The 22849-nt window shown below is 71.6% G+C and carries 22 protein-coding genes; 14 read left to right on the top strand and 8 right to left on the bottom strand.

The annotated features are described in order from the left end of the window. Positions 1-71: 71 nt before the first annotated feature. The 4 genes from AC068Z_RS19365 to AC068Z_RS19350 all read left to right on the top strand — a co-directional run bounded on the left by AC068Z_RS19365 (position 72) and on the right by AC068Z_RS19350 (position 3355). Positions 72-311, top strand: coding sequence for a hypothetical protein (locus tag AC068Z_RS19365; RefSeq protein WP_478556779.1), 240 nt, complete (start codon positions 72-74; stop codon positions 309-311). Between the two features lie 253 nt (positions 312-564). After that, positions 565-1683 carry a Gfo/Idh/MocA family protein gene (locus tag AC068Z_RS19360; RefSeq protein ID WP_478556777.1) on the top strand — a complete coding sequence of 373 codons (1119 nt, stop codon included), beginning with the start codon at positions 565-567 and terminating at the stop codon, positions 1681-1683. Then, positions 1680-2609 carry a DUF6807 domain-containing protein gene (locus tag AC068Z_RS19355; protein ID WP_478556775.1) on the top strand — a complete coding sequence of 310 codons (930 nt, stop codon included), beginning with the start codon at positions 1680-1682 and terminating at the stop codon, positions 2607-2609. The genes AC068Z_RS19360 and AC068Z_RS19355 overlap by 4 nt, the downstream gene beginning before the upstream one ends. After that, positions 2603-3355: a cupin domain-containing protein gene (locus AC068Z_RS19350; RefSeq protein WP_478556773.1), complete on the top strand. Its 753-nt coding sequence runs from the start codon at positions 2603-2605 to the stop codon at positions 3353-3355. The genes AC068Z_RS19355 and AC068Z_RS19350 overlap by 7 nt, the downstream gene beginning before the upstream one ends. Before the next feature lie 603 nt (positions 3356-3958). Here the strand turns inward: AC068Z_RS19350 and AC068Z_RS19345 are convergent. Next, positions 3959-4165 (bottom strand): hypothetical protein, encoded by a 207-nt coding sequence (locus AC068Z_RS19345; protein WP_478556771.1) that lies wholly within the window; start codon positions 4163-4165, stop codon positions 3959-3961. A 176-nt stretch (positions 4166-4341) separates the two neighbouring features. On the opposite strand from AC068Z_RS19345, the gene AC068Z_RS19340 reads away from it, so the two are divergent. The 3 genes from AC068Z_RS19340 (at position 4342) to AC068Z_RS19330 (ending at position 7438) form a co-directional block, all read left to right on the top strand. Then, the gene (locus AC068Z_RS19340; protein ID WP_478557273.1) at positions 4342-5097 is read left to right on the top strand and encodes a DUF6879 family protein; all 756 of its coding nucleotides are present in this window, start codon (positions 4342-4344) and stop codon (positions 5095-5097) included. Positions 5098-5106: 9 nt separating this feature from the next. After that, entirely contained in the window at positions 5107-5958 is an 852-nt protein-coding gene (locus AC068Z_RS19335; RefSeq protein WP_478556769.1) for a helix-turn-helix domain-containing protein, read from the top strand. A 1225-nt stretch (positions 5959-7183) separates the two neighbouring features. Beyond that, positions 7184-7438: a hypothetical protein gene (locus AC068Z_RS19330; RefSeq protein WP_478556767.1), complete on the top strand. Its 255-nt coding sequence runs from the start codon at positions 7184-7186 to the stop codon at positions 7436-7438. On the opposite strand, the gene AC068Z_RS19325 is transcribed toward AC068Z_RS19330, so the two are convergent. Further along, on the bottom strand, positions 7423-8472 hold the full coding sequence (locus AC068Z_RS19325) for a glycerophosphodiester phosphodiesterase family protein (RefSeq protein WP_478556765.1): 1050 nt from the start codon (positions 8470-8472) through the stop codon (positions 7423-7425). The genes AC068Z_RS19330 and AC068Z_RS19325 overlap by 16 nt on opposite strands. A gap of 143 nt (positions 8473-8615) precedes the next feature. Here AC068Z_RS19325 and AC068Z_RS19320 point away from each other — a divergent pair, with 143 nt between their 5' ends. Then, entirely contained in the window at positions 8616-9635 is a 1020-nt protein-coding gene (locus AC068Z_RS19320; protein WP_478556763.1) for a saccharopine dehydrogenase NADP-binding domain-containing protein, read from the top strand. 437 nt (positions 9636-10072) lie between these two features. On the opposite strand, the gene AC068Z_RS19315 is transcribed toward AC068Z_RS19320, so the two are convergent. Continuing rightward, positions 10073-12304 carry a heavy metal translocating P-type ATPase gene (locus AC068Z_RS19315; protein ID WP_478556761.1) on the bottom strand — a complete coding sequence of 744 codons (2232 nt, stop codon included), beginning with the start codon at positions 12302-12304 and terminating at the stop codon, positions 10073-10075. 27 nt (positions 12305-12331) lie between these two features. Further along, entirely contained in the window at positions 12332-12553 is a 222-nt protein-coding gene (locus tag AC068Z_RS19310; protein WP_478556759.1) for a heavy-metal-associated domain-containing protein, read from the bottom strand. A 165-nt stretch (positions 12554-12718) separates the two neighbouring features. On the opposite strand from AC068Z_RS19310, the gene AC068Z_RS19305 reads away from it, so the two are divergent. After that, positions 12719-13657, top strand: coding sequence for a hypothetical protein (locus AC068Z_RS19305; RefSeq protein WP_478556757.1), 939 nt, complete (start codon positions 12719-12721; stop codon positions 13655-13657). A gap of 2 nt (positions 13658-13659) precedes the next feature. Here AC068Z_RS19305 and AC068Z_RS19300 read toward each other — a convergent pair whose 3' ends face one another. After that, entirely contained in the window at positions 13660-15498 is a 1839-nt protein-coding gene (locus tag AC068Z_RS19300; RefSeq protein ID WP_478556755.1) for a glycoside hydrolase family 15 protein, read from the bottom strand. A 77-nt stretch (positions 15499-15575) separates the two neighbouring features. Next, positions 15576-16355 (bottom strand): DeoR/GlpR family DNA-binding transcription regulator, encoded by a 780-nt coding sequence (locus AC068Z_RS19295; RefSeq protein ID WP_478556753.1) that lies wholly within the window; start codon positions 16353-16355, stop codon positions 15576-15578. Between the two features lie 145 nt (positions 16356-16500). Here AC068Z_RS19295 and AC068Z_RS19290 point away from each other — a divergent pair, with 145 nt between their 5' ends. From AC068Z_RS19290 to AC068Z_RS19280, 3 genes are all read left to right on the top strand, one after another. Further along, positions 16501-17382 (top strand): SIS domain-containing protein, encoded by an 882-nt coding sequence (locus AC068Z_RS19290; protein ID WP_478556751.1) that lies wholly within the window; start codon positions 16501-16503, stop codon positions 17380-17382. Positions 17383-17402: 20 nt separating this feature from the next. Continuing rightward, positions 17403-18275 carry a class II fructose-bisphosphate aldolase gene (locus AC068Z_RS19285; protein ID WP_478556749.1) on the top strand — a complete coding sequence of 291 codons (873 nt, stop codon included), beginning with the start codon at positions 17403-17405 and terminating at the stop codon, positions 18273-18275. A gap of 86 nt (positions 18276-18361) precedes the next feature. Continuing rightward, the gene (locus AC068Z_RS19280) at positions 18362-18757 is read left to right on the top strand and encodes a hypothetical protein (RefSeq protein ID WP_478556747.1); all 396 of its coding nucleotides are present in this window, start codon (positions 18362-18364) and stop codon (positions 18755-18757) included. An 18-nt stretch (positions 18758-18775) separates the two neighbouring features. Here the strand turns inward: AC068Z_RS19280 and AC068Z_RS19275 are convergent, their stop codons facing one another. Then, the gene (locus AC068Z_RS19275; RefSeq protein WP_478557271.1) at positions 18776-19909 is read right to left on the bottom strand and encodes a methyltransferase; all 1134 of its coding nucleotides are present in this window, start codon (positions 19907-19909) and stop codon (positions 18776-18778) included. A gap of 66 nt (positions 19910-19975) precedes the next feature. On the opposite strand from AC068Z_RS19275, the gene AC068Z_RS19270 reads away from it, so the two are divergent. Both AC068Z_RS19270 and AC068Z_RS19265 read left to right on the top strand, forming a co-directional pair. After that, complete coding sequence (locus tag AC068Z_RS19270; protein ID WP_478556746.1) at positions 19976-20665, top strand: alpha-ketoglutarate-dependent dioxygenase AlkB family protein; 690 nt, start codon at positions 19976-19978, stop codon at positions 20663-20665. A gap of 36 nt (positions 20666-20701) precedes the next feature. After that, on the top strand, positions 20702-21946 hold the full coding sequence (locus AC068Z_RS19265) for an ROK family protein (protein ID WP_478556744.1): 1245 nt from the start codon (positions 20702-20704) through the stop codon (positions 21944-21946). On the opposite strand, the gene AC068Z_RS19260 is transcribed toward AC068Z_RS19265, so the two are convergent. Next, positions 21932-22771, bottom strand: a complete 840-nt coding sequence (locus AC068Z_RS19260) for a helix-turn-helix domain-containing protein (protein WP_478556742.1) — start codon at positions 22769-22771, stop codon at positions 21932-21934. The genes AC068Z_RS19265 and AC068Z_RS19260 overlap by 15 nt on opposite strands. Positions 22772-22849: the final 78 nt, after the last annotated feature.

Raw genomic sequence — 22849 nt, 5'->3', positions numbered from 1 at the left:
CGCCCCGCCGCTCCCCGCGCTGCGTGACGGCTCGGCCGCCATTGATCATCCGGCAGGACAGGAGGACCGCCGTGACGAGCAAGCGACCATGGAACCGGCCGGAGTTCACCGAGGCCCCCGCGCCGGAGGACTTCGACTTCGCCGACGCTTCCGATGCCGAGGTGCGTTCCTACTGCCTCGGCCGCTCCCGCGCGTTCCTGGCCCGAGCCGAGGCCACGAACTCCGCGATCAACAGCACTCGCCAGCTGGAGATCGCCGCCCACTACGCGATGATCGCGCAGGCTTTCAGGGTGGACCGCGCGCCTGAGTGACCGAGTGAGGCCCGCCGTACCGCCTGCAGGCGCCGCCCCCGTCGGTGTCAGCCCGCCCGCTCGTGGTGCCGGTCATTGCCCCTCAAGCTCCGCCCGCACTCCCCTCCCAGCCCCTCACCTCCCTGACCTCACAAAAGACCTCGCCAATGTCCGGGTACAGGGGTTGTTCGGACAATGCCTCGGCGCCTAGGGTCTGCCGTTGAGAGCAAGCGCTTTCTGCAGGCATGTCCGTCGGCCGTTCGAGGAGCGCCGCATGTCCCCTGGGAACCCCGTCCGCCGCCGCGTCGCCGTCGTCGGCACCGGAGCCATCGTCAGCGGCAGCCATCTGCCCGCGCTGACCGACCACGCCGACCGGACGGAGCTGGTCGCCGCCGTCGATGTGGACCAGGGCAGACTCGACGCCTTCCGGGAGCTGGCCGGCGGCAACGTCACCGGGTACACCTCCATGGGCGACATGCTCGACGCCGAACGCCCCGACCTCGTCCTCATCGGCACCCCGCCCGCCCTGCACCGGGAACAGACGGTCGCCGCGCTGAAGGCGGGCGCCTGGGTGCTGTGCGAGAAACCGCTCACCCTCTCCCTCGCCGAGTACGACGAGATCGCCGAGGCCGAGCAGGCGTCCGGCGCCTACGCCGCCGTGATCTTCCAGCACCGCTACGGCTCCGGCTCCGCCCATGCCCGCGAGCTCATCACCAGCGGGGCCCTCGGGACCCCCCTGGTAGCCCACTGCCAGACCACCTGGCACCGGGACGCCGCCTACTACGCGGTGCCCTGGCGTGGACGCTGGGCCAGCGAGGGCGGCGGCCCCACCATGGGCCACGGCATCCACCAGTACGACCTGCTGCTCCACCTGCTCGGCGAGTGGGAGGAGATCCGCGCGATGGCCGCCCGGCTCGTCCACGACACCGAGAGCGAGGACGTCTCCACCGCCCTGGTCCGGTTCGCGAACGGCGCCCTCGCCACCGTCGTCAACAGCGTCCTCTCCCCGCACGAGGTCAGCCGCATCCGCCTCGACTGCGCCGACGCCACCCTCGAACTGACCCACCTGTACGGCCACCGCAACGAAGACTGGGTCTACACCCCGGCCCCCCACGTCACCGCCGACCGCGCCGACGCCTGGCGCACCCCCGCCGCCGACGTCCCCAGCTCCCACACCGCCCAGCTCGGCGGCCTGCTCGACGCGTACGACGCGGGCGTACGGCCCCCCGGCAGCGGTCCGGACGCCCGCGCCACGCTCGAATTCGCCGCCGCCCTGTACAAGTCGGCGTTCACCGGCCTGCCGGTGCGCGCCGGCGAGATCGCGCCCGGCGATCCTTTCTACGCGGCGATGCACGGAGACCACCCCCACTGGGCCCCCAAGGAGCGCGCATGAGCATCCGAGTCAGTCACGCGTACGGCGAGCACATCACGGTCGCCGCGCCGAACGGCACGGAGATCCTCCGCTACGTCTACCGCCCGGACCCCGAAGCCTTCGAGTCCCGCAAGCCGTACGCGCACCCCCTGCGCACCCTCGCCGGGAACACGGTCACCGGATACCGGCCCAGCGACCACCGCTGGCACAAGGGCCTGCAGATGACCGCGAGCCATCTGTCGGGGCAGAACTTCTGGGGCGGCAACAGCTACGTCCACGGCGAGGGCTACCTGCGCCTGCCGGAGCGGGTCGGCTCGATGCGCCACGACGGATTCCCCGTGCTGGAGGTCGAGGACGACACCCTGACGCTCGCGGAAGACCTCACCTGGGTCGCGAACGACGGCCAGGAATGGGCGCGCGAGGAGCGAGGCATCACCGTCCACTCCGTGGACGAGACGTCCGGCTCCTGGGCCCTGGACTGGTCGATCCGCCTCACCAACGTCCGCGACGAGCCCCTGGCCTTCGGCTCCCCGACCACGGCCGGCCGCGAGATGGCCGGCTACACCGGCCTGCAGTGGCGCGGCCCCCGGGACTTCACCGGCGGCACGGTCCTCGCCCCCGGCACCGACACCGACACCGACACCGACACCGAGAAGCTCATGGGCTCCCAGGGCCCCTGGCTCGCCTTCACCACCGAGCACGACGACGTCGACGCCCACTCCACGATCGTCTTCGCGCACGCGCCGGAGAACGAGGACGCCCTCCACGAGTCCCACTGGTTCGTGCGCTCCGAGCCCTTCCCCACGGTCGCCTTCTCCTGGGCCTTCTTCGAGGAGTTCGAGCTGCCGCCGGGCGAGTCCTTCGGCTACCGCTACCGGGTGGTGATCGCCGACGGGGCCTGGGACACCGAACGGGTCGCCGCGCACCTGGAGACCCTGCCGTGGTGAAGCCCGCCCTGCCCCACCCGCTGCCCGGCGCCGTCGGCCTGTCCCACCTCAGCGCCTACGACTGGGAGGCCGCGGACGGCGTCTGCGGCGGCAGCCCGCACCTGCACCTGGTGTGCACCGAGGCGTACGTCGTCACCGGCGGCCGGGGCGCCGTGCAGACCCTGAGCCCCGACGGCTACCGGGACATCCCGCTGGAGCCCGGCTCGGTCGCCTGGTTCACTCCAGGCACCGTGCACCGCATGGTCCAGGGCGGGGACCTGCGCATCACCGTGCTGATGCAGAACAGCGGGCTGCCCGAGGCGGGCGACGCGGTGTTCACCTTCCCGCCCGAGGTGCTGGCCGACCCCGAGAAGTACACGGCCGCGGCAACCCTCCCGCCCGGTACCGGCGCCGACACCGCCGAGGCCGCCCGGCGCCGCCGCGACCTCGCCGTAGCGGGCTATCTCACCCTGCGCGAGGCCCTCGAAGCGGGCGACAACGGCCCGTACCTGCAGTTCCAGCGCACGGCCGCCCGCCTGGTCCGCGACAAGGTGCCGACCTGGCGCGAACTGTGGCGGGAGGGCGCACTCGCCACGGCGGAACGCACCGGCGCCCAGCTCGACGCGCTCGCCCAAGGCGAACCGGCCTACCTGTCCGAGGCCACCGCGCACGAGGCCGCGCCCACCCGGCTCGGCGGCTTCGGGATGTGCGGCCGGCGGGACGAGTACGCGCTGCCGGGGACGACGCTGCCGTACCAGGGGGAGTGACCCGTACCGGGGGCCGGAGGCCCTGTCGTCAAATTCCCGCCCGCCTCGCGGCGTCTGCTGCGCACTCCCCCAGAGGGGGGACCCCAGCCGCGTTGCCGAACCGCCCACGTGGCTCCGCCACGCGGACGCTCCGGCGCCTTGCGATCGCACGCTCCCCCACGCTCGGCTTCCCGAAATTTTCTTGGCGGAGTACCCCGGAGCACCCTGGGAGGTGAACTCAACTGACGGTGAGCGGCCCAGATGCGGAGCATGATCCGCAGCAGGTCCGGGTCGATCAGCTCGACGTCGTCGGCGTGCTCACGGTGCGCCCAAACGTCTCAGCCCGGACCGGAGTTGCCGAGCTCATGAGCGACGACCGCACCGTTGTCAGGGTTCTCGACTACTTCGTCGCAGGCCCGGCAGACGTACAGGGATGTGGTCACCTCGCACCACCCCAGCGGTGGCAGGAGCACTCGCAGCGGCGCACGAGAAGGACACCGCGCGAGTGCGGCAGCGGCACGTTCTTGGTCTGCCTGCACTCGCGGTGAAGATCCCGGTAGTCCGGTCGCCGGGCAAGGGAGCACTCCGCGCTCAGCGTCACCTCTTCGGAAGCGATCCGGGTACTCACGATGCGCGCCCCCGCCGGAGGACATCGGCGAGCCTGAGCGCGACGTCGGCGCGCACCCGCCCCAGGGTGATCAGATTCAATTCAGGGGAGGCCGTGTCGGCTCCCAGGAACGGCAGGACGATCCCCGCCGCCGTCAGCGCTCCACGCAGCACCTCGACCGCCTCGATGGCTTCAGTCGTGCCCGACTTCTGTGCAGTGGTCATGAACTCAGCGTTGGTGAGCGCTCGTTGAGCCAGCTAGCGGATATTCATGGATATTCATGGGTAACTTTCAGGTATGCACGGTCTTTCTCGCGAGGCAGGAGGCGAGCCGTAGCCCGCGAGCAAGCGGAAGCGGAACGCTGACACGCAGTGATCCACACCCGACGAGAGGGGCACTGATCATGAGGCGGATTCGCTTCAACGGCACCGGCAGCGGCGAGGGCGGCTGCCCGTCCGTGCACGAGGACTTGGACAGCGGCGAGATCATCGTTCACGGCCCGCCGCTCACTGATCAGGGAGACATCGCGCAGCTCAGGCACTTGTCCGAAGGGGAGGTGCCGATCGTCGTACCTCGTGAACTGATCACCGACTGGGGACCCAAAGACGTGACGCGGCAAGCGAAGATCATCGACCTGGACGCGTTCGGGCAGCTCTTCGACAGGTTCGAGCACACCGCCTGGCGGCTGGAGACCCGCCGTCGGTATGCCTCCGACGAGGCGACCGAGACCTACGCGCAGTTCACTCGGGGCGAGATGCCGACCTGGGACCTGACCACCCCGTGGTCCGTGACGATCCGTGAGAAGACCGCAGGCGGCGCGCGCGTCGGCCGGGTGCGCATCGTCGACTCGCCCGCCACGGACGGGCAGCGCTATCTGCTCGCGCACGCCGAGAAGAACGCCGCGCTGGGCGAGGACATCCGCAACCTCTTGCGTGCCGAGGCTGATCGTCTGAGTCTCCCGGCCGAGGACTTCTGGATCTTCGACTCGCGGCTGGTCGCTCTGCTCAACTTCGACGCCGACGACAACTTCACCGACGTCGATCTGGTCACCGAACCGGCCGAGGTGATCAGGTACTTGATGGTCCGGGACGCGGCCATGCACCACGCTGTCCCGTACGAGGAGTTCGCGGCCGACGTGGACACCGAGGGGCAGTGAGAAGGACCTGTGAGCACCGACTTCCAGCAGGCGCGCGCGGCGCTTGGTGAGCGTCTGCGAGAGCTCCGCGAGTCCGCCCCCGGCGGTCGGCTCACCGGCACCATCCTCGCCCAGCGGCTGGGCTGGCCCCAGTCGAAGATCAGCAAGCTGGAGAACGGCAAGCAGACGGCCACGGCCGACGAACTGAGGGCCTGGGCCGAGGCGACCGGCCAGCCGGAGGCGGACGGGGAACTCCTCGCCCGCCTCCGGGGGCTGGAGTCCCACATCCGCAGTTGGCGGCGCCAGCTCGCCGCCGGGCACAAGGCCGTCCAGGACGCGCACAACGAGGCTCAGGCGCGGGCGGCAGTCCTCCACGCCTGGGAGTCGTCATGGATCGTCGGCGTGCTCCAGACGCCCGACTATGCGCGGTCGATTCTCAGCCGGTTCACCGAACTGCACGGCTCTGTCCGGGACATCGAGGAGGCCGTGCGCTCCCGCATGAGGCGTCAGGAGGGCCTCTACAGCGCGGGCCGGATGTACCACATCCTCCTCTGGGAGCCGGTCCTGAGCGCGTTGATCTGTCCGCCCTCGGTGCTGGCCGCGCAACTCGACCGCCTCTCCGGGGTGATCGGCCTGGACACGGTCAAGCTCGGGATCGTGCCGATCGGCGCCTCTCTGAAGATCCCGCCGGGCGGAGGGTTCTGGGTCTACGACGAACAACAGGTCGTGGTCGAGAACTGGCACGCGGAACTATGGCTTGACGACGCCGACAGCGTCGCCACGCACCTCAAGGTCTGGAAGACGCTGCGCGAGTCGGCGGTGTTCGGGGCCGACGCCCAGAATCTGATCAGCCACGCACGGCGGGCGCTCAACATCCTCTGAGCGCAGACATGCCGTGTCGGCAGGTGTGCCCGAGCCGGCGAGCACTTCAGCCCCGCGAACATCACATTTGCTGTGCTGAACCCTGGTACGCGGACTGGCCCAAGCTGGCGGGCTGGGCTGCGTTCGCTGTCACTCTCCTCACCGGCGGCTGGCGCTGGTGGGTCCGTAATCGCTTCAAGCTCGCGCCTGGCCCCGAGGCCAAGGCACTCCGCGCGCAACTCGTCCAGTACCGCTCCCTCCTAGCGGAGATCGGCGATAAGCGCTCCGACTGGTTCCGTCACGAAGACCGGCGTGAGGTCGCCCGTGCACTGCACGATTCCGCCGAACGCCGCGACGACGAGGCGCTCAAGCTCGCCATGACGCCAGCTGCCGACGCGTGGCTGGAGATCACCGCGCTGGCACCTGATCCCCGGTGCGGGTGTGATTCCTCGGTGGTGTCGAAGAGACGCGGTATCGCCGGGAAGACGCTGTACGCTCTGCGAAGGATCTTGAGCAGTTCCATCGGTATGACGCCGCCGGTCCTCTGCGAGCCCGCCAGGCAAGCGCTGACGGCTTCGGGTGTCGGCCGTCACGTCCTCAGTCGTCCGGTTGCGGTGATCGGTCGCGACAGGGCGATGACGTCTCCGAGCTCCCAGTGCCAGCACCCAGTTCGCCGTAGCGATCGGCGCAGCAGTCCTCGCCCCAGTGGCAGCCGACCGTGCCGACGACGGCGACGAGAGCCCCGTAGACGAACTACCACGCCTTCGAGGGCTTCGCGAACGGCGGCCGACCAGCCGTCGGGATCATCGCCCTTGCTCGCATGGACGATCAGCGGCCCCGAGAATCCGGCGGGCAGCGGCCACGACCGGTTCTCGATCTTCTTCGACCCGGCGACGATCAGCGCCGCGTGAGGCTGCTTGACCGTCAGGGCTCGGATGACCCTGTTCGCCGACATACTGAGTGACGGCCTCGCCACCGCCGTGGCCTGCCTCCCGCTGCTCACCGCACCCGCCGCCCTGTCGACGGCGTGCGCGGTCCTACGCGGCGCGGGCGAGGACCGCCCCGCCACGGCGGGCCAGTACTTCGCTCTTCTACGGCAGAGGCTGCGGATCGGCGATCTGGCGCCCGGCTCGCTGGCGCTCGCCGCACTGCTGCTGGGGGCCGCTGACCTCGCCCTGGCCCGCGCCGGGCTGCCCGGGGCCGGGCCGTTCGGCGTTCCGCCGCGGCGATCTGTCTGTCCGCCGCCGTGGTGGTCCTGCGCGCCTGCGCCCGCCCCGAGTCGCTCACCGACTGGCGGGCGGCGATGCGCGAGGCCGCCCGGGACGCTGTACGGGACCCAGGCGGCTGCGCGCTGGTGCTGCTGGCGGTGGCGACGGCCGCCGTGTGCAAGTGGATGCTGCTGCCGCTCGCCTTCCTGGTGCCGGGGCCGCTGGCCCTGGCGCTCACCGCGATCGACGTACGGCAAGGAGGTGTATGTCCGGCGGGTCAGCGCGGCTCGTAGGCCTTCGGCAGCCGCATGCCGCGGTCGGCCATGATCTGCCGTACCCGGTTGGGGTAGTTGGTGATGATGCCGTCCACCCCGGCGTCCATCAGCGCCTCCACCGTGGCCGGGTCGTCGCACGTCCACGGGACGACCTTCAGGCCCCGGGCGTGCGCCGCCTCGACCATGGCGGCGTCGGCGTAGAAGCGGAAGCCGGGGTCGCCGACCTTGCCGCTCTGCGGGAACCCGTAGTTGGGGGAGAGGGTGGTGACCCCCGGGAGGGAGGCGGCGGCCTTCACGAAGTCGCCGTCGTAGTCGTCGGCGTCGATGCCGCCCAGCCAGGGGGAGGCACCCGGCTTGCCGACCTGGAGGAAGTCGTAGTTGGTGAGCGCCACCAGCGGCCACTTGGGCGCCAGCTTGTGCATCGCCTTCAGCGCACCCCAGTCGAAGGACTGGACGGTGACCTGCCGCTCGATGCCGGAGCGGTGGATCTCCTCGTACACCCGGCGCACGAACAGCTCGCGCGGCGCGGTCTGTTCGGGGGCGCCCGCCTCGACCTTCGTCTCGACGTTCAGGGTGACCTGCCGGGCCTTGTAGCGCTTGACCAGGTTCAGCACGTCCTTCAGCTCGATCATCCGCAGGCCGTCGATCTGCTCCTGCTCGGGATGCCCCGGCAGCTGCTGGTAGCCGCAGTTCATGGTCCTGATCTGGGCCAGCGTCAGGTCCTTGATGTACTTGCCGACGTACGGATACATCGGGTCGCCCGGCACGAGGGGTGCGGTGTCCTGGCACTTGGTGGCGCTGACCTGCCGGTCGTGCGTGACGACGACCTTCTCGTCCTTGGTGATCTGCGTGTCCAGCTCCAGCGTGGACACACCGAGCCGCAGGGCCTTGGCGAAGCCCTCGAGCGACGACTCGGTCGTCATGCCGAGGCCACCGCGGTGGGCCTGGAGGTCGAAGGACGGCCGGTGGTGGGCGCCCGGTTCGTGCGCCACGGCCGGAACGGTGAACACCGGCACCAGGGCCAGACCGGCGAGGACATGTCTTGCGGACATCATCGCAACCTCGATCGTGTGGGTTCGGACGACCAGACGACGCTAGTTCGACGGCGGACGCGCTCGACTTCCCTCGCATGAGGGGCCCGTGAACGATGGGCGAACGCCTCGCGGCGCACCCAGGGTGCCGTACGTTGACGCGTATGACTACTGGTGATGCACGGGGGAGGATCCTCGTCATCGGCGGCTACGGCGCCGTCGGTGCCGCGGTGTCCGCGCGGCTCGGGGAGTGGTTCCCAGGGCGGGTGGTTCCGGCCGGCCGGGACGAGATACGGGCCCGTCGGCTCGGCGGGGTGCGGGTCGACGTCGGTGACCTGGACGGGTTCCGGCGGGTACTGGACAAGTTGGGTGACGTGAGCGCGGTGGTGCTCTGCGTCGAGCCCGGGGACGCGTCGCTGGCGCGGGTTTGCGTGGAGCGGGGTGTCCACCTGGTCGATGTGGGCGCGTCGTATCAACTGCTGGACGCGGTGTCGGACTTGGACGGGATCGCCGTCGATTCCGGGGCCGCGGTCGTACTCAGTGTCGGTGTCGCTCCCGGGCTCACGAACCTGCTGGCCCACCGGGCCCACGAGGCGGTCGGCGGCGCGGAGCGGATCGACGTGACGGTGCTGCTCGGCTCCGGTGAGCGCCATGGCACCGACGCCGTGCGCTGGACGGTCGAGGGGCTCGCGGAGCCGGTGACGGCCGGACCCCGGACGGTCTTCCTGCCGGGGCACGGCACGCACCGCGCGCATCCGTTCCCCTTCTCCGACCAGCACACCCTGCGCCGGACGCTCGGCGTCCCGGAGGCGACGACGCGGTTGTGCCTGGACTCCCGGCCGCTGACCGCCGCGCTGTTCGCGCTGCGCGGGACGGGGGTGGTGCGGGGCGCGCCGGGGACGCGGCGACTGCTGACCGGGGCCTTCAGCCGCGTCCACCTGGGCGGGGACGCCTTCGCTCTGCGGGCCGACGCCCACCGTGGGGATACGGCGGCCTCGGTCGCGCTGACCGGGCGCGAGCAGAGCCGGGTGACCGGGCTGGTGGCCGCGGAAGTGGCCCGCGAGCTGCTGCGCGGATCGTTGCCGCCCGGGGTGCGCCACATCGAGCAACTGCCCGCCCTGGCCGACCTGCCCGAGCGACTGGCCGGGGACGGGGTGCGGCTACTGCGACGCGATCGCCTCTGAAGACCGCGAGACCTGGTCCGCCGTGGCCGGAGCCCGGGGCGTGGCGGTCGTGAGCCCGGCGCCTCGGCCGCTCCGGCCGCGTCTCGGCGCCGGCCCGCCTGCGGCCACATGCTGACGCCAGGCAGCCCCGGCACCCGGCTGTCCGGGGCGAGTTGCTGTCTCAGAGTCCCCCCGGCCAGGTCGGCGCCATGCCGACGCCACGCAGCCCCGGCACCCGGCTGTCCGGGGCGAGTTGCTGTCTCCGGGTCGCCCTGCGGCCACGCAGGCGTGCCGACGCCACGCAGGCGTGCCGACGCCACGCAGCGGCGTCCCGCCGTCCCCGGCCCTTCCTGTCCCCGGGCCGCCCTTCGGCCACCTCGGCGCCATGCCGACGCCACACAGCCCGGTGCCCGGCCGCTCAAGACAGAGCGGCCGGGCACCGGGCTGTCCCGCCCCGTTCAGTCCGTGGCCTTGAAGGACCGCAGTCGCAGCGAGTTGCCGACCACGAAGACCGAGGAGAAGGCCATGGCCGCTCCGGCGAGCATCGGGTAGAGCAGGCCGGCCGCGGCGAGCGGGAGCGCGGCCACGTTGTAGGCGAAGGCCCAGAACAGGTTCGAGCGGATGGTGCCGAGGGTGCGGCGGGCCAGCCGGATGGCGTCCGCTGCGGCTCTGAGGTCACCCCGGACCAGGGTCAGGTCCCCGGCCTCGATCGCCGCGTCCGTGCCGGTGCCCATGGCCAGCCCCAGGTCCGCCTGGGCGAGCGCGGCCGCGTCGTTGACGCCGTCGCCGACCATCGCCACCGAACGCCCCTCGCCCTGCAGCCGCTTGACGACATCGACCTTGTCCTGCGGCAGCACCTCGGCGATGACGTGCTCGGGCGCGATCCCCACCTGACGGGCCACCGACTCGGCCACGGCCCGGTTGTCACCGGTGAGGAGCATCGGCGTGAGGCCGAGCGCCCGCAGCCGGGTGATCGCCTCGGCGCTGGTCTCCTTCACGGCGTCGGCGACCTCCAGGACCGCCCGCGCCTCCCCGTCCCAGGCGACGGCGATGGCGGTACGACCGCCCGCCTCGGCCTCGGACTTGGCCCGCGCCAGTTCCGCCGGAAGCTCCATCGCCCACTCCGCCAGCAGCCGCTCCCGGCCCACCAGGACCGCGTGGCCGTCGACGATGCCCTGCACGCCGAGCCCCGGCACGTTCGCGAAGTCCTCCGGGGCGGGCAGTGAACCCAGCTTCTCCAGGGCGCCGTCGGCGACGGCCCGGGCGACGGGGTGCTCGGAGGAGTGCTCCAACGCCCCCGCCAGGCGCAGGACTTCGGCCTCGTCGGCGTTGGCCGCGGTGTGCACGGCCAGCAGGGTCATTTGGCCGGTGGTGACGGTGCCGGTCTTGTCGAGGACGACGGTGTCGACCTTGCGGGTGGACTCCAGGACTTCCGGGCCCTTGATCAGGATGCCGAGCTGGGCGCCGCGCCCGGTGCCCACCATGAGGGCGGTCGGGGTGGCGAGGCCCAGGGCGCAGGGGCAGGCGATGATCAGAACGGCGACCGCGGCGGTGAAGGCCGCGGCGGGACCGGCACCGCTGCCGAGCCAGAATCCGAGGGTGCCGAGCGCCAGGGCGATCACGATCGGCACGAAGACGGCCGAGATCCGGTCGGCGAGCCGCTGGGCCGCCGCCTTTCCGTTCTGCGCGTCCTCCACCAGCTTGGCCATGCGGGCCAGTTGGGTGTCGGCGCCGACCCGGGTGGCCTCGACGACGAGACGTCCGCCCGCGTTGAGCGTGGCGCCGGTGACCGGGTCGCCGACGCCGACCTCGACCGGCACGGACTCGCCGGTGAGCATCGAGGCGTCCACCGCTGAGGAGCCCTCGACGACGGTGCCGTCGGTGGCGATCTTCTCGCCGGGCCGGACGAGGAAGCGGTCGCCGACCTTCAACTCACCTACCGCAACAGTCCGTTCCGTGCCGTCGGACCGTATCAGCGTGACGTCCTTCGCGCCCAGCTCCAGCAGTGCCTTCAGCGCCGCGCCCGCCTTCCGCTTCGAGCGCGCCTCGAAGTACCGGCCGGCCAGGATGAAGGCCGTGACCCCGGCCGCGGCCTCCAGGTAGATGTTCGCCGAGCCGTCGCTGCGGGAGATGGTCAGCTCGATGGGGTGCGTCATGCCGGGCTCCCCGGCGGTGCCGAGGAACAGCGCCCACAGCGACCACAGGAACGCGGCCGAGGTGCCTACCGAGATCAGCGTGTCCATGGTGGCCGCGCCGTGCCGCGCGTTGGTGACGGCGGCCTTGTGGAAGGGCCAGGCGGCGTACGTCACGACCGGTGCCGCCAGGGTCAGGGACAGCCACTGCCAGTACTCGAACTGCAGGGCCGGGATCATCGCCATCGCGACGACGGGCACGGACAGGACGACCGCGGTGATCAGCCGCTCCCGAAGGGACCGCAGCCCGTCGTCCTCGGACGCCTTCTCCTCCGGTTCCGGCACGGGCACCCGGGCGGTGTACCCGGTCGCCTCGACCGTGGAGATCAGATCGTCCACGGACACACCACCGCCGTGACTGACCTTCGCCTTCTCGGTGGCGTAGTTGACGGTGGCGGTCACGCCGTCCATGCGGTTGAGCTTCTTCTCGATGCGCGCCGCACACGAGGCGCAGGTCATGCCGCCGATGGTGAGTTCTGTGTCGATCGTGGTGGTCATCTCTGCTCCTCGTGTGGGCGTGCGGGGTCAGGCTCGGCCGGTGAGTTCGTAACCCGCCTCGTCGACGACCTCGGCGATCAGCGTGTCGTTCGGCTCGGCGCTGCTGCTGACGGTGACCTGGCCCTTCTCGAGGTCGACCTCGACGCCGGTCACGCCGTCCAGCTCGCCGACGACCTTGGTGAGCGTGGCCTTGCAGTGGCCGCAGGACATGCCGGAGACCGCGTACGTGGTGAGGGCCTGGGTGGACATGAGGTGCCTCCTGGATAAGCTCGGTCAATACCCGGTGGGGGTATCCCCGCCGACGACTCCATGTATACCCATGGGGGGTATCAAAGGCAAGCGCGATCCGAGGTTGACTTGATACCCCCTAGGGGTATTGTGAGCGGCAAAAGGACCCACACCGAGGAGATCGCCATGCATGCCGGACTGAAGATCGCCGCGTTCGCCACGGGACTCGCCGCCACCTTCGGCACCGCCTACGGGGTGGGCAAGGGTGTCGGCCCCGTCGAGGACGACCCCGCGCCCGCGCGGCACGAGAGCCACAGTTCAGTGAGCCCGGAAGGAGGGGAGGGGAAAGAGGTGGCCGGCGGCCTCCAGATCGCCGAGCGCGGCTACACCCTCGACCTGAAGACCCCGACCGTCGCCGCCCGCGAGCACGCCGACCTGCGGTTCGTCATACGGGACAGCGGCGGCCGCGCGGTCACCGCCTATCAGCGCGAACACGACAAGGAACTCCACCTCATCGTGGCCTCCCGCGACCTGGTCACCTACCGCCACCTCCACCCCACCCGCGCCGCAGACGGCACCTGGAGCACCCCCGTCGACCTGCCCAAGGCGGGCGGCTACCGCGTCTTCGCCGACTTCACCCCGGCGAAGAAGGGCGCCGAGAACCTGACGCTGGGCGCCGACCTGGCCGCCTCCGGCGCGTTCGAGCCGAAGGCCCTTCCGGAGCCGAAGGCCATCGCCGAGGTCAACGGCTACGAGGTCCGCCTGGACGGCGGTCTGCGCCCCGGCGCGGCGAGCGAGCTGAAGCTGAACGTGTCGCGCGACGGCAAGCCCGTCACCGACCTCCAGCCCTACCTCGGCGCCTACGGCCACCTGGTGGCCCTGCGCTCCGGAGACCTCGCCTACCTCCACGTCCACCCGAACGGCGAGCCCGGCGACGGCAGGACCAAGCCCGGCCCCGGCGTCTCCTTCACCGCGACGGCGCCCAGCGGTGGCACCTACCGCCTGTTCCTGGACTTCAAGCACGAGGGCAAGGTCCACACCGCGGCCTTCACGGTCCGGGCCGGGAAAGCGGCGCCGCAGGAGGATGCGCCCGCACACGACGAGGCGCCCTCACACGGCCACTGAGGTCAGCCGAGAGCCTTGTCGAGGTTGAAGGCCGCGCTGATCAGGGCGAGGTGGGTGAACGCCTGCGGGAAGTTGCCCTGTTGCTCGCCGGTGTGGCTGATCTCCTCGGCGTACAGGCCCAGATGGTTGGCGTAGGTGAGCATCTTCTCGAAGGCCAGGCGGGCCTCGTCGACACGACCGGCGTGGACCATGGCCTCGACGTACCAGAAGGAGCAGATCGAGAACGTGCCCTCGTCGCCGCGCAGTCCGTCGGGGCTCGCCATCGGGTCGTAGCGGTAGACCAGTGAGTCGGAGACCAGGTCCTGGGTGAGGGCGTCCAGGGTGGACAGCCACTTGGGGTCGGTCGGCGCGATGAACTTGGTGAGCGGCATCATCAGTACGGCCGCGTCCAGCACGTCGTCGTCCTCGTGCTGGACGAACGCCTGGCGGGACTCGGACCAGCCGTGGGTCATGATGCGCCGGTAGATGGTGTCCCGGCAGTTGCGCCAGCGGACGATGTCGGCGGGCAGGCCGCGCCGGTTGGCCATGCGGATCGCCCGCTCGATCGCCACCCAGCACATCAGCCGTGAGTACAGGAACTTCTTGCGCCCGCCCCGGGTCTCCCAGATGCCCTCGTCCGGCTGGTCCCAGTGCTCGCACACCCAGTCCACCAGCGCGCACACGTCGTCCCACTGGTCGCTGGAGATGGGCTTGGCCCACTTGTCGTAGAGGTAGATGGAGTCGATCAGGGCGCCGTAGATGTCGAGTTGGAGCTGCTCGGCGGCGGCGTTGCCGATGCGGACCGGCGCGGAGCCCTGGTGGCCCTCGAAGTGGTCGAGTTCGCGCTCGGTGAGGTCGGTGCGGCCGTCGATGCCGTACATGATCTGGAGCGGGCCCGAGGGCTTGCCGTCGCCCGGACTGACGTGCCGGGTCACGAAGTTCATGAACGCCTCGGCCTCACCGGTGAAGCCGAGCCGCAGCAGCGCGTAGACGCAGAAAGCGGCGTCGCGCACCCACACGTACCGGTAGTCCCAGTTGCGCTCGCCGCCGAGCTGCTCGGGCAGGCTGGTCGTCGGCGCGGCGACGATCGCCCCCGTGGGCGCGTACGTCAGCAGCTTCAGGGTGAGTGCGGAGCGATGCACCATCTCCCGCCAGCGGCCCCGGTACTTGGACGCGGACAGCCAGTGCCGCCAGTAGGCGACCGTGGTGCTGAACTGCTCCTCCGCCTCGGTGCGGGCGCACCGGCGCGGGGTGACCTCGCCGCCCACCTGGTCGAGCGCGAACACCGCCGACTCCCCCTCGGCGAGCTTGAACTCGGCCCGTACGTCCGGGCCGTCGGGCTCCAGCGGCACCGTCGAGGTCAGCCCGAGCGACAACTTGGCGGACTCGAACACCGCCACGTCGCCGACCATGCGGACGGAGTGCGGCTGGGTGCCGTAGTCGAACCGGGGGGCCACGCGCGTGCGGAAGGGGATCGAGCCGCGCACGCACAGCACCCGCCGGATCAGCCGGTGCCGCTCGGTCTCCACCGAGTCGCCGTCGACGGGCATGAAGTCCTGCACCTCACCGACGCCGTCCTCGGTGAAGAAGCGGGTGATCAGGACGTTGGTGTCGGGGAAGTAGAACTGCTTGGTCCGGGCCGGTACGGCCGCCGCCAGCTCGAAGGAACCGCCGCGCTCGGCGTCCAGGATCGAGGCGAAGACGCTGGGCGCGTCGAACGACGGGCAGCAGTACCAGTCGATCGTGCCGTCGGTCCCCACCAGGGCCACGCTGCGCAGATCGCCGATCAGCCCGTGCTCGGCGATCGGCAGGTAACGCGACGCCCCCGGGGCGTCCTGGTCGCTCGGTGCTGATCCGCTCATCGCAGCCTCCCTGGCCCCCGACACCGCCTCGGCACCAGCCTAGGCGGAAAGGGACCCCTCCGTGGCGCGCAATGGCGTCAGACCGTGACGACCTCGATTCCGGCCTCGGTGAACCGCCTTACGGTCTCGGGACCGGCCGCCGTGTCGGTGACCAGCGTGTCCACGGCGTCGGCCGCGCAGATCCGGGCGAAGGCCCGGCGGCCCAGCTTGCTGGAGTCGGCGGCGACGACCACCCGTCCGGCGCGCTCGCACAGCAGCCGGTTGATCGCGGCCTCCGCCTCGTCGTTGGCGGCCGCTCCGTGCGCCACGTCGAAGGCGACGACACCGAGCACCGCCACATCGAGGGTGATCTGCCCGAGCACTCCGTCCGCGAGCGGTCCGATGAGCTCGTACGACTGCGGGCGCGCGACTCCGCCGGTCACCACGATCTTGAACTGGGGGCGTACGGCGAGTTCGTTGGCGATGTTCAGCGCGTTGGTGACGACGGTCAGCGCGGGGGAGCCGGATGCCAGATCGCCGCGTACGGCCAGGGCGCGGGCCACCTCGGTGGTCGTGGTGCCGCCGGTCAGGCCCACCGCCTCGCCGGGTGCGACCAGCGCGGCGACGGCCTTGGCGATGCGTTCCTTCTCCGAGGCGTGCCGGGCGGTCTTGTAGCGCAGGGGCAGCTCGTAGGAGACCCCGTGGACGACCGCGCCGCCCCGGGTGCGCACCAGCATCTGCTGCTCGGCCAGCTGGTCGAAGTCGCGCCGGATCGTGGCGGCCGAGACGGCCAGTTCGGCCGCGGCCTCCTCGACGTCCAGCCGGCCGCGTTCCACGAGCAGTTCCAGCAGTGACTTCCAGCGGGCGTCGCGCGACATCCGCGCCTCCGTTCCTCGACCTCCCGGCGACCCTAGCGCACCCGCACTTTGCCGGAATGCTTGATTCTGCTCGAAAGCTCGCTATATCTTGCAAGAAAAATCAAACGATGGATCAAGGTGGATCCGAACAAGGGGAGGGGTGGGCATGACCCACGTGGAGGAGGAGCTGGCCGGCCAGCCCGAGTGCTGGGCCCGGGCCGCGACTGAGGCACCGACCCACGGCGGGGCGCTGCCCGCGCCGGGCGAGCGGGTGGCGATCGTCGGCTGCGGCACGTCGTACTTCATGGCCCAGTCGGCCGCCGCGCTGCGGGAGGGCGCGGGCCAGGGCGAGACCGACGCCTTCGCCGCGTCGGAGTTCCCGCGCGGACGGACGTACGACCGGATCGTCGCCCTCACCCGCTCCGGCACCACGACCGAAGTGCTCGAGCTGTTGGGTGAGTTGAGGGGCCGCACCCGCACCACCGCGATCACCGCCGACCCGCGGACCCCCGTCATGGCGGCCGCCGACGACCTGGTCGTCCTCGACTACGCCGACGAACGCTCCGTCGTACAGACCCGGTTCGCGACCACCGCGCTCACCCTGCTCCGCGCCCACCTGGGCCTGCACACCGAAGCCGTCGTCGACGACGCCCGCGCCGCCCTGGCCGACCCGCTGCCCCAAGGCCTCGTCGCCAGCGCGCAGTTCACCTTCCTCGGCCGGGACTGGACCGTGGGCCTCGCCCACGAGGCCGCGCTGAAGATGCGGGAGGCCGCGCAGGCGTGGACCGAGTCCTACCCGGCGATGGAGTACCGGCACGGCCCGATCAGCATCACCACGACAGGCACGGCCACCTGGATGCTCGGCGAGCCCCCCGAGGGCCTGGCGGACCAGGTCCGCGCCACCGGCGGCACATGGGTCGCGGCCGGCCTCGACCCGCTCGCCGACCTGATCCGCGCCCAGCGCCTCGCGGTCGCCGTCGCCCAATCCCGAGGCCTCGACCCGGACCGGCCGCGCCACCTGACCCGCTCGGTGATCCTCGCCCCCTGAAGCCCGCGGAAGGACCAGCCGTGCCCCTCGTCACCACCGGCGAGCTCGTCACCCGTGCCGCCGAACACCGCTCCGCCGTTGCCGCGTTCAACATCATCACCCTCGAACACGTCGAGGCCGTCGTCGCCGGCGCCGAATCGGTGGACGCGCCCGTCGTCCTCCAAGTCAGCGAGAACGCCGTCAAGTTCCGCTACGGCCGACTGCTCCCGCTAGCCCGGGCCGCCGTCGCCGCCGCCGAACAAGCCGCCGTACCCGTCGCCCTGCACCTCGACCACGTCCAGAGCGACGACCTGCTGCGCCAGGCGCCCGGCGCCGGATTCAGCTCCGTCATGTACGACGCGGCCCGGCTGCCCTACGCCGACAACCTCGCCGCGACCCGGGCCGCAGCCGACTGGGCGCACGCCCAAGGGCTTTGGATCGAGGCCGAGTTGGGCCAGATCGGCGGCAAGGCCGGACAGCCCGCCCTCGACGCCCACGCCCCCGGCGCCCGCACCGACCCCACCGAGGCCCGCGCCTTCGTCGCCGAGTCCGGTGTCGACGCCCTGGCCGTCGCCATCGGCAGCAGTCACGCCATGACCACCCGCACCGCCACCCTCGACCACGAGCGCCTCAAACGCCTCGCCGCCACCCTCGACGTCCCGCTCGTCCTGCACGGCTCCTCCGGCGTCCCCGACCCCGAACTCACCGCGGCCGTCACCGGAGGCATCGCCAAGGTCAACATCGGTACCGCCCTCAACATCGCGATGACCGGCGCCATCCGCGCCTACCTCGCGGCCCACCCGGAGGCGGTGGACTCCCGCACGTACCTGAGCGTCGGAAGGGAGGCGATGGTACGGGCGGTGTCCGGAATCATCCGCGTACTGACCGGCTCTCCTGATCAGGAGCACGGGTGACGATTCCGCGCGGCGTCGCGTTGGCGTGCGTCCGGCTCCGAGCGGACAATCTCTCCTGGACGGACTTCCTGTCCTGCGGAGGTGCCATGACCGATCCGCGAACCATCCTGTGGCAGGCACGCCAAGGTCCCGCGCCCGCCGACTGGCGCGTGTTCACCAAGAGACGGGGCAAGCTGTCCGGGTTCTTCCGCGGTACCTCGGACGACCCGGACCCGCTGCTGGTGATCACGCCGGACGGCGCGGTCGAGTACATCAGTGAACGCAAGCCGCTGGCGATCGTCCTCTTCCACGAACTCGCCGGGATGAAGCTGCGCGTGTCCAGTTCCGACTCGTCCGCCTACGTCTCCACCTGGATCGACCTGCGCTACCTCGACGGCCGCAAGTCGAAGTGGCGGCCCGCGAGCTTCGCGCACGACGTGGAGCCGATCCAGGGCTTGATCGAGGCCTACGGCGCCCACAAGGCGCTGCGCGGCTACCGATGAGTCCCCCCGCGGGCCTTCCTAGCGCTTGACGGCCTTCAGGACCACGAACTTCGGGTCACCGGACACCAGTTGGCAGTTGCCGAACAGGCGGCGCAGCTTGACGTGGTAGCCGAGATGCCGGTTGCCGACCACCCACAGCTCGCCGCCCGGCTTCAGCGCGCGCCGCGCCCCGGTGAACATCCGCCACGCCGTGGAATCGGTCATCGCCTGGTGGGAGTGGAACGGCGGGTTGTTGAGCACCAGGTCGACACTCCCGGCCGGCACCCCGGCCAGACCGTCGCCCACCCGGAACTCCGCGTGCCCCGGCACCCCGTTCGCCTTGTACGTCGCCTCCGCCGACGCCACCGCCTGGAAGGACTCGTCGACGAACAGCACCTCGGCCTCCGGATTGGCCAGCGCCACCGCCGTACCGACGACTCCGTTGCCGCACCCGAGGTCCACCACCCGCCGGCTGCCCCGGCCGCTCGGCAGATGCCCCAGGAAGAAGCGGGTGCCGATGTCCAGCCGGTCCGCGCAGAAGACCCCCGCGTTGTTGACGACCGTACGACCGGAGACCGGGCCGACGCCGTCGGGCAGCGCGTAGCTGTACGGCCACGGGTTGGCGCCGCGCTCCAGCGCCGGATCCGGTGTGCAGAAGATCAGCCGGGCCTTCTTCACGGCGAGAGAGGTCCGGGTCGGGCCGATGATCCGCTCGAACAGCTGGAGCGTCGAGGTGTGGATCTCCTTCACCATCCCGGTGCCGACCACGACCGTGTCCGCGTGCACCGCCGGGGCCAGCCGGAGCAGCTGGTCCTCCAGCAGCGCCAGGCTCTTCGGGACCCGCACCAGCAGCACGTCGACCCGCTCGGGCGGTGGATCCTGCGTGGTGAGCAGCCGGACCGCGCCGGGCTCGACCCCGGCCCGCGCCAGGTTCGCCCGGGTCGCCTCCTGCGTCAGGTGGGAGTCGGTGATCTGGGCCGGCCGGTGCGCCGCGAGCGCCGTGACGAGCGCGCCCCAGCGGTCCCCGACCACCACGACCGTCCCGGACAGCGGGATCTCTCGCTCCGCGAGATCCTTCAGCAGGTACTCGTCGGAGGCGTCCCAGGCACGCAGCTGATCGCGCGGATCCTCCGGGAAACGGGACAGCGCGATCTCGCCCCACGGAGTCGTCATACGGTCGTTCATCGTGCGTCAAGGCTAGCGGAGCCGCAGCTCAGGCCCTCAGGGCAGGATGGAGGCATGGACGCCGAGCTGTTCCCCAGGCCCCGGGCCACGATCGCGCCCGGCGCGGTGCACGTGCCGGACTGGCTGGACACCGACCGCCAGCGCGCGCTGCTCGAGGCCTGCCGGGAGTGGGCCCGCCCCCCGGCGGGGCTGCGCACGGTCCGCACCCCCGGCGGCGGCACGATGACCGCGCGGCAGGTCTGTCTGGGCTGGCACTGGTACCCGTACGGCTACGCCCGCACCGTCGTCGACGGCGACGGCGCCCCCGTGAAGCCGTTCCCGGACTGGCTGGGGGAGCTGGGCCGGAGCGCGGTCCGGGAGACTCTGGGTTCCGATGCGCCGCCGTACGACACCGCGGACACATCGCCGTACGACATCACGGACACACCGCCGTACGACATCGCACTCATCAACTTCTACGACGGCGACGCCCGCATGGGCATGCACCGCGACAGCGACGAGCACGCGGACGCCCCCGTGGTGTCCCTGAGCCTCGGGGACACCTGCCTCTTCCGGTTCGGCAACACCGAGACGCGGACCCGGCCGTACACGGACGTGGAGCTGCGCAGCGGGGATCTGTTCGTCTTCGGGGGACCGGCACGGCTCGCGTACCACGGGGTGCCGAAGGTGTACCCGGGCACGGCGCCGCCCGAGTTGGGTCTGGCCGGTCGGTTGAACGTCACGCTCAGAGTGAGTGGCCGGTAGGTCATCCCACCTGCGGATCATGGGAGACTCGCCCTCATGAGCGGCAAGGCTGACCCCCGGCCGGCGGGGGAAGGGACCACCTCGAGGACGCGGCTGGACCGGGGACGTGGTGCGCTCGGGCCCGCCCTGGAGCTCGTGCACACCGGACGCGCCCCCACCCGGGCCGTGCTCACCGCCGAGCTCGGTGTGACCCGGGCCACGGCGGGGGCGGTCGCCGCCGAGCTGGAGGCGCTGGGACTGATCCGGGTAGACGCCCGGCCCGGCGCCGCGGCCGGCTCCCAGGGCCGCCCCTCGCACCGGCTGGAGGTCGCCGAGGACGGTCCCGTCGTCCTCGCCGCCCAGGTGCACTCCGACGGCTTCCGGGCCGCGCTGGTGGGTCTCGGCGGGCGGATCGTCGCCACCGCGCCGGGCTGCGAGACCGTCGACGCCGACCCGGCGAAGGTCCTCGGGTCCGTCGTGGAGGCGGGCGCGGACCTGCTGCGCGCGACCGGGCGGCGCTGCGTGGGCGCCGGACTCGCCGTACCGTCCGCCGTCGCCGAACCCGACGGGCTCGCGCTCAACCCCCTCCACCTGGCCTGGCCCGTCGGCGCCCCGGTCCGCCGGATCTTCGCCGAGTGCGTCCGCGCCGCCGGGATCACCGGACCGGCGTTCGCGGCCAACGACGTCAACCTCGCCGCGCTCGCCGAGCACCGGCACGGCGCGGGACGCGGCGCCCGCGACCTCCTGTGCGTGGCGACCGGGCACCGGGGAGTGGGCGGCGCGCTGGTGCTCGACGGGCGGCTGCACACCGGGAGTTCGGGCCTCGCCCTGGAGGTCGGCCACCTCACCGTGAACCCCGAGGGCCGCCCCTGCCACTGCGGCAGCCGCGGCTGCCTGGACGTCGAGGCCGACCCGCTGGCCCTGCTGACCGCCGCCGGCCGCGACCCGGGCCCCGAGGTGTCGCTGCTCCAGCAGGCCAACGACCTGATCCGGCACCACTACGACGACCCGACCGTCCGCACCGCCACCGAGGAACTGATCGACCGCCTCGGCCTCGGCCTCGCGGGCCTGGTGAACATCCTCAACCCGGACCGCATCATCCTGGGCGGCCTGCACCGCACCCTCCTGGACGCCGACCCGCACCGGCTGCGTGCCGTGGTCGCCGACCGCAGCCTGTGGGGGCAGAGCGGCGGCGTCCCGATCCTCGCCTGCACGCTCGACCACAACAGCCTGGTGGGCGCCGCCGAACTGGCCTGGCAGCCGGTGCTGGACGATCCGATCGGCGCCCTAACCCACCAGTGACTGCGTCCCGAGGACCCCGACCAGCCGGAGCCGTTCGGCGTCCTCGGTGCCGGGTTCGGCCGTGTAGAACATGATCCGCAGATCGCTGCCCGCCACCGTGAGGATGTCGCAGTCCAGGGTCACCGGGCCGACCTGCGGATGCTCGATCGTCTTGTGCCCGCCCGCGTTCGTCCCCACCACACCCGCGTCCCACAGCTCGGCGAACCGCTCACTGCCCGCCCGCAACTCCGCCACCAGCCGCCGCAGTTGACGGTCCGCCGGATACCGGGCGGCGGTCGTGCGCAGATCGGCGACGAGGACGGCCTCGAACTCCCGTCGCTCCTGCGGCGTCTGCCGCACCCGGCTGCCGGGACCGAGGAAGTTGCGCCACACGCCGTTGCGTTCGAAGCCGCGCCAACCCGAGGGATCGCCCATCAGCGCTGCGTAGAGCGGATTGGCCGTCAGCAGCGTCCAGGCGGCGTCGTAGACCCCGACCGGAGTGTCCGCGTGCCGGTCCAGCAGCCGCTGGACACTGGGCGTGAGAAACCCGGGCACGGTCTCCGGACCCGGCGGGACGAGTCCGGCCAGCCGGAACAAGTACGCCCGCTCGTCGACCGTGAGCCGCAACGCCCGCGCGAGCGCCTCCACGACCTGCGCCGACGGATGGGCCGCACGGCCCTGTTCGAGGCGGGTGACGTAGTCGACGGAGATCCCCGCGAGCAGTGCGAGTTCCTCCCGCCGCAGCCCGGCCGCCCGCCGCTGTCCGCCGGCCGGCAGCCCCGCCGCACCGGGCGCCGCGCGATCCCGCCAGCGCCGCAGCGCCTGCCCGAAGTCCGTGGCCGTCATGCCCCCAGTGAACACCGTCCGCCGTACGACTGCCTGGTACCGGCAGTCCCAGGAAGACGGGACGCCTGGCTGCCCAGG

Source organism: Streptomyces sp. NPDC043726 (assembly GCF_056436565.1).
The sequence above is the reverse complement of the archived record's forward strand: the minus strand, read 5'-3'. Positions and strand labels throughout refer to the sequence as shown.